Source organism: Catenulispora sp. MAP12-49, from assembly GCF_041262705.1.
Classification (GTDB): Bacteria; Actinomycetota; Actinomycetes; order Streptomycetales; family Catenulisporaceae; genus Catenulispora.
On sequence record NZ_JBGCCP010000021.1, the window covers coordinates 182291 to 191012 of the forward strand.

The window sequence follows — 8722 nt, forward strand, 5'->3', positions numbered from 1 at the left end:
CTTGTACGGTCAGCGAAGGCGGCGCAGGTAGGGGTCGGTGGGGGTACGGGGCTCCACCCGGATGCGGAAGTCCGCCGCTGTGACGCCGTCCGGGGTGGCGATCAGGGGGTTGATCTCGGCCTCGGCGACGCAGGTCTGCTCGGCCGCCAGCAGCGCCAGCCGGGACAGCACGTCGCGGACCTGGCCGATGTCGCCGCCGGGCCGCCCGCGATAGCCGGCCAGCATGCGCGCGGCCCGCGTGGCGTGCACGAGCTCGTCGGCGTCCGCGCCGGTCAGCGGGGCCAGCCGGTAGGCGCGGTCGGCGGCCAGGTCGGTGACGGTGCCGCCGATGCCGAAGGCCACCAGCGGGCCGAAGACCGCGTCGCTGTCGACGCCGGCCAGCAGCTCCACACCGTCGGGCGCCATCTCCTGCACCACCACCCCGGCGAGGCGGTCGCCGAACTTGTCGTGCAGCCGGCGCCAGCCGGCACGGACCTCGTCGGGACCGGACAGGCCCAGCAGCACGCCGCCGACGTCGCTCTTGTGGACCAGCTCGGGCCAGTACGCCTTCAGCGCGACCGGGCCGTCCCACACGTCCGCCGCGGTGAGAGCGGTCTGTTCGTCGGTGGCCAGCACCAGGCGCGCGCAGCGGATCCCGTAGCAGGCCAGCAGATCGGCGGCCCGGTCCGGCGGCAGCCAGCCGCCTTCGGGATGCGCGGCCAGGAACAGCGAGATCAGACGTGCGGCGTCCTGCGACCGGACATCCGGCAGCCGCGGAGCCTCACCACCCGGTCGGCGCAGCCATTCCGCGTAGTCGCACGCGTGGCTCAGGGCCCGGACAGCGGTCTCGGCGTCGCCGTAGCACGGCATGAACCGTCCGTCGGCGCCCATCACGGTCTCGACCCCGGCGGCTTGGTCCACCAGGACCGCGACCACGGGCAGCGGACCAGTCCGGGCCTCGACCGCGAGTGTCGGGGGCAGTTCTGCCAGTGCCGTCGGCACCAGCAGCAGGAGCACGGCGTCGACCTCGCCGGAGACGGCCACGGTCTCCACCGCGCCGCGCAGCGCGGCGGCGTCCGCCCCGGCCCCGGCATCGACCGGGTTCGCGCAGGACGCGGCCGGACCGAGCAGGGCACTGAGACGCTCGCGCAAGGCGGCACTGAACTCCGGGACGGTGAGCCCGGCCTCGGCACCGGAGTCCGCTGCCAGTACCCCGGTGCCGCCGGCGTTGGACACCACCGCGACCCGCCGTCCGGTCGGCAGCCGGCCGGTCCGCAGCAACGCGGCGGCCTCGATCAGCTCGGCGACCGAGCGCGTCGCGACCACACCGGCCTGCCGGTACAGCGCCTCGCGCGTGACGCCGGGGGTGACGGCCGCGGCGGTATGGGACGCCGCGGCTCGGGAACCGGCCGCGGAGCGTCCGGCCGCGACGGCCAGCACCGGCTTGGACCGTGCCACGCGGCGGGCGTAGCGGGCGAACTTGCGGGGGTTGCCGAACGACTCCAGGTGCAGCAGCACCAACTCGGTGGCCGGGTCGGCCGACCACCAGGCGAGCAGGTCGTTGCCGGAGACGTCGGCCTTGTCGCCGAGCGAGGCGAAGGAGCCGGCGCCGATTCCCAACCGGGACAGGTGATCCAGGATCGCGATGCCCACGCCGCCGGACTGCACCCCGATGCCGGCCGTGCCGCCCAGCGGGGTATGCGGCCCGAAGGTGGCGTCCATCGAGATGTCCGTGCCGAAGGAGGCGATGCCCAGGCCGTTCGGGCCCACCAGCCGCATGCCGTAGCGGCGGCAGACCGCCTTCAGCGTGGTGCGCACCGAGGCCGGCACCGAGGAGGTGACCGCGGTCAGGGCCCTGATCCCGTGGCGGCCGCACGCGATCGCCGCCTCGACCAGGCCGTCCGCCGGAACGGCCAGGATCGCCAGGTCGATCCGGTCCGGGAGCAGGTCGATCGAGCGTGCGCAGGGCACGCCGGCGATCTGGTCGGCGTGCGGGTTCACCGCGAACAGCGGCCGGTCGAATTCGGCGGCCAGCAGGTGCTCCAGGATCGCGCGCCCGACTCCGCCCGGGTTGCGTCCGACACCGACCACGGCCACCGCGCGCGGCCGGAACAGCGGTTCCAGCGACGCGGCGCTGGCCGCGAACTCGCGATCGGCGACGACCTCCAGATACGCGTCGTCCTCGGTGAGATCGATCTCGTGGAAGACGGTGCCGCCGTGCTCGTACGCCGCGCTGTGGTGCAGTCCGGCCGAGGCGATGACCCGCTTCATTGCCAGGTTCTCCGACAACGTCTCGGCCACGAAGGTCCGGATCCCGGCGGCGCGCGCGGCGCCGGCGAGGTGTTCCAGCAGCAGGGTGCTGATGCCCAGGCCGCGGTGGCCCTCGGCGACGGTGAAGCCGACCTCGGCGGCGTCGGCGTCCGGGCGCAGCCGCCAGGCCTCGCCCTCGCCGATGATCTCCTCGTCCTGGCCGTGGTGCGCCACCACCACCAGCGCGATCCGGTCCGGATGCGGCTCGCACAGCCGCTGCGCGGCGCTGCGTCCGGCGGCGGCGCCGGAGGCGAAGAACCGCATGCGCAGGCTCTGCGGGGACAGCGCGGCGAACATCGCGTTCAAGCCGTCGAGATCCTTCGGCGTCGTAGGACGCAGCGACACCGTGGTGCCGTCGGTGAGCAACGCGTGGACGGCCTCCTCTGCCAGGGCGGGCGGCTGGGCCGTGGGTACCGTCCCGGTCATGGCGTCCACTTCCATGCGCGGATCTCCGGCATGTCCTCGCCGTGCTCGACGATCCAGCTCCGGTGCCGGGCCCGGGCGTCGGTCATCGCCTGCCGGATCGCGGCGGCCTTGGGCGCCAGGTGCGGCACCCGGTCGATGACGTCGCAGACCAGTTGGAAGCGGTCCATGTCGTTGCGGACCAGCATGTCGAAGGGCGTGGTGGTGGTGCCCTGCTCTTTGTAGCCGCGGACGTGCAGGTTCGCGTGGCCGCGGCGGCGGTAGGCCAGGCGGTGGATCAGCGAGGGGTAGCCGTGAAAGGCGAAGATGATCGGCTTGTCGACGGTGAAGATCGCGTCGAATTGGGCGTCGGGCAGTCCGTGCGGGTGCTCGGATTCAGGCTGCAGGCGCATCAGGTCCACGACGTTGACCACGCGGATCCGCAGTCCGGGCAGGTGCTCGCGCAGCAGTTGCGAGGCGGCCAGGACCTCCAGCGTCGGCACGTCGCCGGCGCAGGCCAGCACCACGTCCGGTTCGGTGGCCAGGTCGTCCTCGGTCCCGGCCCACTCCCAGATGCCCAGACCTCGGGCGCAGTGCAGTTCCGCCTCCTCCGGTGTCAGCCAGTCCGGGCTCGGGTTCTTCCCGGCCACGATGACGTTGACCAGGTCCCGGCTGCGAAGGCAGTGCTCTGCGACCGACAGCAGGGTGTTGGCATCCGGGGGCAGGTACAGCCGCACCACATCAGAGGTCTTGTTCGCGACGTGATCCAGGAACCCGGGATCCTGATGGGAGAAGCCGTTGTGGTCCTGGCGCCACACGTGCGAGGTGAGCAGATAGTTCAGCGACGGCACCGGCGCGCGCCAGGGCAGGGCCCGCGCGGTCTTGAGCCACTTGACGTGCTGGTTCAGCATCGAGTCGATGATGTGGATGAAGGCCTCGTAGCAGGAGAACAGTCCGTGCCGGCCGGTGAGCAGGTAGCCCTCCAGCCAGCCCTGGCACAGGTGCTCGGACAGCACTTCCATGACCCGGCCGTCGGGGGCCAGGTGGTCGTCGCCGGGTTTGGCGGGCAGCATCCAGGTTCGGTTGGTGACCTCGAAGACCGGGTCGAGATGGTTGGAGGCGGTCTCGTCCGGCCCGAACAGGCGGAACGTCCCGTGAGATGCGTCGGCGGCGATGACATCCCGCAGCCAGGTGCCGAGCACGCGGGTCGGCTCGTGCAGCGTCTCGCCGGGCTTGGCGACCAGCGCCGCGTAGGGCGCGGTCTGCGGCAGGTCCAGCGAGCGGGTCAGGATGCCGCCGTTGGCGTGGCGGTTGGCGCCGATACGTGCCTCGCCGTCCGGGACGCAGGCCAGGACGTCGGGCTTGGGGCGGCCGAAGTGGTCGAACAGTTCGTCGGGCCGGTAGGACTTCATCCAGTCGACCAGCATGTGCCGGTGCTTCGGGTTCTCCCGGACTTCGGCCAGCGGTACCTGGTGCGAGCGGAAGGTGCCCTCGACCTGCACGCCGTCCACGGTGCGCGGGCCGGTCCAGCCCTTGGGCGTGCGCAGGATGATGACCGGCCAGGGCGGGACGCCCTCGTGGGCGGCCTTCGGGTTGCGTTTGGTGCTCTGGATGAGGCGGATGGAGGCCAGCGCGGAATCAAGAGCCTCGGCCATCTTGTGGTGCATCGTGTGCGGGTCGTCGCCGAACACCCAGCGGGGGTCCCAGCCGTGGGCGGCCAGCAGTCCGTCGAGCTGTTCGCGCGGGATCCGGTCCAGGACGGTCGGGTTGGCGATTTTGTAGCCGTTCAGGTGCAGGATCGGCAGGACCGCGCCGTCGCGGGCCGGGTTCAGGAACCTGATGCTCTGCCAGGAGGCGGCCAGCGGGCCGGTCTCGGCCTCGCCGTCGCCGACGACGCAGGCCACGATCAGGTCCGGGTTGTCGAAGGCCGCACCGAAGGCGTGGGCCAGGCTGTATCCGAGCTCGCCGCCCTCGTGGATCGAGCCGGGGACGTTGGCGGCGATGTGGCTGGGGACGCCGCCGGGGGCGGAGAACGCGGCGAACAGCTTGGTCATGCCGGTCTCGTCGCGGGTCACGTCCGGGTAGTGGTCGGTGTAGGTGCCGTCCAGCCAGGAGCAGGCCAGGGCTGCCGGACCGCCGTGGCCGGGGCCCAGGACGGTGATCAGGTCCAGGCCGTTCTGCGTGATCAGGCGGTTGAGATGCGCGTGGACGAAGTTCAGGCCGGGGCTGGTGCCCCAGTGGCCCAGCAACCGGGCCTTGATGTCCTGCGGGGTCAGCTCGCGGTGCAGCAGGGCGTTGCTGCGCAGGTAGATCTGGCCGGCGGCCAGGTAGTTGGCGGCACGCCAGTAGCGGTCGACGGCGCCGAGATCGGCGCCCCCGCTCCAGGGGGCGTGGATGGGGGCGTGGATGGTCATGGCAACAGGACCTTTTCTCCCGGGCGGGGGACGACGGCCGTCCACCGCAGGCGTTCGGTGATGCGCTCGCGCAGGAACTCGGCGGCCGTCGGCTCGCCGTGAACCAGGTAGGTGGTGTTCGGGGCCGGCGCGGTGCCGAGCCAGTCCAGGACTTCGGGGTAGTCGGCGTGCGCCGACAGGCCGGACAGCTGCACGATCCGCGCGCGGACCGGGACATAACGGCCGTACATCTTCAGGGCCGTGGCGCCTTCGGCCAGATCGCGGGCCCGGGTGCCGGCGGCGGCGAAGCCGACTATCAGCACGGTGTTCCGCGGGTTCGGCAGCATCGTCTCCAGGTGGTGCAGGATCCGGCCGCCGGTGGCCATGCCCGAGGCCGAGATGACGATCTGCGGGCCGTTGTGGCGGTCGATGCGCCGGGACTCCTCCTGGGTCCGGGCCAGCCGCAGATGCGGCGGATTCAGCTCGGCCAGGCCGTTCTCGGTGGCAGTTGGCAGGAACTGGGGACGGTGGTCCTTCAGAGCCTGGGCGTAGACGCCGAGCGCGGCCAGGGCCATGGGGCTGTCGATGTGGATCGGGACGTCGCGCAGCACGCCGCGCTGGGCCAGGCCGGCCAGCTCGTGAAGGATCATCTCGGTGCGGTCCACGGCGAAGGCCGGGATGAGGACCGTTCCGCCGTGCTTGAGGGTGGAGTCGACGGCGTCCTCGAACCGCGCCGCAGAACCGGCGTCGTCGTGACGGCGGTCGCCGTAGGTCGACTCCAGCACCAGGGTGTCGGCGCCCTCGAACGGGGCCGGCGGCCGCAGCAGCGGATGGCGCGGGCGCCCCAGGTCGCCGGAGAAGACGATCGTCGAGGGCTGCGACGCGCCGTCCGGCCCCTCCAGGGTCAGCTCGGCCCAGGCCGAGCCGAGGATGTGGCCGGCGTTGCGCAGCCGGGCCTGGACGCCGTCGGCGATGCGGGCCGTGGTGTCGAAGTCGAGCTCGGCGAAGTACTCCAGGCAGCGTTCGACGTCCTTGGTGTCGTACAGCGGCAGCGCCGGGGCGTGTTTGCTCCAGCCGTGCTGGTTGGCGTGCTCGGCTTCCTCCTCCAGCAGGTGCGCGGAGTCCCGGAGCACGATCCCGGCCAGCCGGACCGTCTCCGGCGTGGCGTACACCTTGCCGGTGAAGCCGTCCTTGACCAGCCGGGGCAGGTAGCCGCAGTGGTCCAGGTGCGCGTGGGTCACGACCACCGCGTCGATGCTCTCGGCGGCCACGGGCAGCGGCTCCCAGTTCCGGCGCCGCAGCTTGCCCAGCCCCTGGAACAGCCCGCAGTCCACGAGCACAGAGGCCCGCGGCGTGCGGACGAGGTACTTGCTTCCGGTCACGGTGCCGGCGCCGCCCAGGAAGGTCAGCGATGTGTTTCCGGAAAACCGGGCTGCGGCCTGTGGTGCGCTCATGGCTCCTCCTCGCCTGCCGAGATGGCCGGTCCGCGGCCACACCGCCAGCATCGTCCGGGCCGTTCCGGCCCGGCAGCGGCGCACGGCCCGGTTCGAACGGGACTTTCGGCCCGGTGGAAATGGCGTCGCATGGCCGGTTCGGCGGCGGCCCGGTCGCAGGACTCTGTGGGTGGCACCGCAACCAGACATCGAAGAAACCCGGCGAACGTCCAATCGGAGGACACCATGAACATCACCCCCCGCGCCCTGGCCACCGGCATCGCGTCCCTGACCGGTGTGGCGTTGATCGCCGCCGGCCCGGTCATGATCTACGAAGGCGTGCACGGGCAGCACGAGGTCCGCAGCCAGCTCTCCGAGCAGCTGATCAGCTTCCCGGCCAAGGGATCGTCGGGTCTGCCGGCCGCCCAGGCCGCCTACGCCGGACAGCAGGTCACCACCGGCGGTCAGGCGAAGGCCTACGCCGACATGATCGAGACGCACATCAAGGAAGCCACCGGCGGCAAGACCTACTCGCAGGTCTCCGCCGCGGCCATGGCCGCCCCGAACGACACCAAGCTGGCAGGGGAGAAGCAGACCGCCTTCATGGGCGAGTCGCTGCGCGGTTCGCTGATGGGGGCCTACCAGGCCTGGGAGGTCACCTACCTGGTCACCGGCCTGGGGCTGGCGTTCCTGGGGATCGGCGCGGCCACCCTGGCCGTCACCGGCCTGACCGAGGTCTCCCGCCGCAAGCTCCGCGTCCACGTCCCGGACACCATCGCCGCGCTGGCCGAGAACCCGAGCCCGGGGCAGCCGCTGATGTAGCCGATGCCGCTCGTGACGCCGCGGGACCCCGTGAGGACGGGGTCCCGCGGCGTTGTCGTGGTTCCGTGGGCCGCCGCGCTGTTGCTGTGTTCGATGTCGTCGATACCGGCCCGGCGGTGCATCGCCGGCTTCATGCCGGCGAAGGTCAGTCCTTTCCGGCTCCGTCGGCGCCGTGCGGAATGCGACGGCCGGTGACGCTCTCGGTGACGACCCTGATGAAGTGGTCCCGTGGACTCTGTTCCACAGCCGAGAGCCTCTGTTTCCCATCGGCTGTCGCCGCACTAATCTGGCCATGACAAGCAAGCCGATGCGGGCTATCGGCTCGCGCACCGTCGGGAAGGACGGTCCGGGCATGGCCGATCGGGAGCCGCCGGAAGCCAAGAGCTCTGTGCTGCCGCAGCTGCGGTTCGACGACTTGCTGGACGAGCTGATCTCCCGCGTGACCCAGATCCGCGCCACCCGCGACCGGGTCCAGCAGCTCTTGCAGGGCGTGCTGGCGGTCTCCGGCGGGCTGGAGCTGGACCAGGTGCTGTCCACCATCATCGGCACCGCGGCCGAGTTGGTGGAGGCCCAGTACGGGGCCCTGGGCGTCATCGACAGCGGCGGGGAGCGCCTGGAGCGGTTCGTCACCGTCGGGTTGAGCCAGCAGGAGATCGACGCGATCGGGCCCTATCCCACCGGGATGGGGCTGCTCGGCCAGCTGATCCGGCATCCGCTGCCGTTGCGGCTGCCGGATATCGCGGCTCACGAGTCCTCGTTCGGGTTTCCCGACAACCATCCGCCGATGCGGACCTTCCTCGGCGTTCCGATCCGGGTCCGGGACAAGGTCTACGGCAACCTGTACCTGACCGAGAAGCGCGGCGGATCCCAGTTCGACGCCGACGACGAGACGCTGCTGACCACCCTGGCGGCGGCTGCCGGTGTCGCCATCGACAACGCCCGCCTGTACGACCAGGCCCAGCGGCGCCAGCGGCGCATGGAGGCCACCGCCGAGCTGACCCGCGGCCTGCTCTCCGGCGCCGACAGCCGCGACGTCCTGGCCGTGCTGGTCGAACGGGTGCGGGACATGGCCGGCGCGGAGTTGGTGATGGTGTCGCTCCCAGATTCCGCGGGCGAGCGTTTGACCGTCCAAGTGGCCGCCGGGACGGGAGAGGAACAGGCTCGTGGCTCCTCGGCTTCCATCGCCGACTCCGACATCGGCCGGGTGTTCACCGAAGCCTCCGGGCAGGCGGTCGCGGCGGGGGAGTGGGATGACCGGCCGCTGTGGAAGGAACTGGGTCTGGGGCCCGCCTACATCGCACCGCTGGGCACGGCCGGCAAGGTCCGCGGCGTCCTGGTCGCGGCCAAGCGGTTCGGGTCGCTGCCGTTCGACGCCGGTGTGGT

Annotated in this window: 5 protein-coding genes; 2 read left to right on the forward strand and 3 right to left on the reverse strand. The window is 71.7% G+C overall.

What is annotated here, in order from left to right:
• Nucleotides 1–9: 9 nt before the first annotated feature.
• Genes ABIA35_RS32045 through ABIA35_RS32055 form a run of 3 tightly spaced genes read right to left on the reverse strand, consistent with a single transcriptional unit; the run spans nt 10 to nt 6538 of the window.
• A complete protein-coding gene (locus ABIA35_RS32045) occupies nt 10–2730 on the reverse strand; it encodes a GNAT family N-acetyltransferase (protein ID WP_370360380.1) in 2721 nt (906 codons plus the stop codon).
• Nucleotides 2712–5105, reverse strand: coding sequence for a phosphoketolase (locus ABIA35_RS32050; protein WP_370360382.1), 2394 nt, complete (start codon nt 5103–5105; stop codon nt 2712–2714). Before ABIA35_RS32050 ends, ABIA35_RS32045 begins: the two co-directional genes overlap by 19 nt.
• Complete coding sequence (locus ABIA35_RS32055; RefSeq protein WP_370360383.1) at nt 5102–6538, reverse strand: MBL fold metallo-hydrolase RNA specificity domain-containing protein; 1437 nt, start codon at nt 6536–6538, stop codon at nt 5102–5104. Before ABIA35_RS32055 ends, ABIA35_RS32050 begins: the two co-directional genes overlap by 4 nt.
• A gap of 225 nt (nt 6539–6763) precedes the next feature.
• Between ABIA35_RS32055 and ABIA35_RS32060 the strand changes: the two genes are divergently transcribed.
• Together ABIA35_RS32060 and ABIA35_RS32065 are read left to right on the forward strand one after the other, a co-directional pair.
• Nucleotides 6764–7339: a hypothetical protein gene (locus ABIA35_RS32060; protein WP_370345323.1), complete on the forward strand. Its 576-nt coding sequence runs from the start codon at nt 6764–6766 to the stop codon at nt 7337–7339.
• Between the two features lie 292 nt (nt 7340–7631).
• A partial coding sequence (locus ABIA35_RS32065; protein ID WP_370360384.1) for a GAF domain-containing protein occupies nt 7632–8722 on the forward strand: 1091 nt, incomplete at its 3' end.